Source organism: Pseudomonas sp. dw_612, from assembly GCF_018449725.1.
Taxonomy (GTDB): Bacteria; Pseudomonadota; Gammaproteobacteria; order Pseudomonadales; family Pseudomonadaceae; genus Aquipseudomonas.
Window position 1 is genome coordinate 1 of the sequence record NZ_JAAVVC010000061.1, and the last position, 1,064, is coordinate 1,064.

At 64.1% G+C, this 1,064-nt stretch carries 1 protein-coding gene; it reads right to left on the reverse strand.

The genetic code is table 11. The features are described 5' to 3' along the window. Window positions 1-1,064, reverse strand: a 1,064-nt coding sequence (locus HB680_RS32465; RefSeq protein WP_213942331.1) for an amino acid adenylation domain-containing protein, incomplete at both ends; no start/stop codon positions are given.

Genomic DNA, 1,064 nt, shown 5'->3' on the forward strand with positions numbered 1-1,064 from the left:
CGGCACCGGCAGCGCCTTGCGGTCGAGCTTGCCGTTGGGGCTCAGCGGCAACGTCTCCAGGTACACGAACAGCACCGGGACCATGTAACCCGGCAACTGCTCCAGCAGGTGGGCGCGCAGGACGTCGATCTCCTGCATCTCGGCCGCCGTGTAATAGGCCACCAGACGCTTGTCCCCCGGCGCGTCCTCGCGAGCCACCACTACCGCCTCCTGCACCGCCGGAAAGGCGATCAGGCGTGCCTGGATCTCACCCAGCTCGATGCGCTGGCCGCGGATCTTCACTTGGTCATCGTTACGCCCCAAATACTCGATATTGCCATCCGGCAGGTAGCGCGCCAGATCACCGGTGCGGTACATCCTTGCTTTCGGTGCCGGGTTGAACGGGTCGTCGAGGAACCGTTCGGCAGTCAGTTGCGCACGGTTCAGATACCCCCGCGCCACCTGCACACCCGCGATGTACAACTCACCCGCCACCCCCAGCGGCACCGGCTGCATCTGTGCATCCAGCACGTACATGCGGCAGTTGGCGATCGGCTTGCCGATCGGTGTGTTGTCCGGGGTGTCCTCGATGGGACCTGCGCAATTCCAGGCCGTCACTTCCACCGCAGCCTCGGTCGGACCGTAGAGGTTGTGCAACCCGACCTGCGGCAATTGCGTCTTGAAGCGCCGCACCACGCTGCCCGGCAACGCTTCGCCACTGCACATCACCCGTTTGAGGCTGGCACACCGGCTGAGATCGCCATGGGCCAGGAAGATATCGAGCATCGACGGCACGAAGTGCAGCATGGTGATCTGCTCGGCCTCGATCACCTCACCCAGATAAACCTGGTCCTTGTGCCCTTCGGGCCGCGCCATCACCAGGCGGGCGCCGGCGAACAGCGGACAGAAGAACTCCCAGACCGACACGTCGAAGCTGAACGGGGTCTTCTGCAACACCACGTCCGCGACTGTCATGTCGTACTCGTCCAGCATCCACAGCAGGCGGTTGACCACTGCCGCGTGCTCGTTGGCCACACCTTTGGGCTGGCCGGTGGAACCGGAGGTGTAGATCACATAGGCCAGGT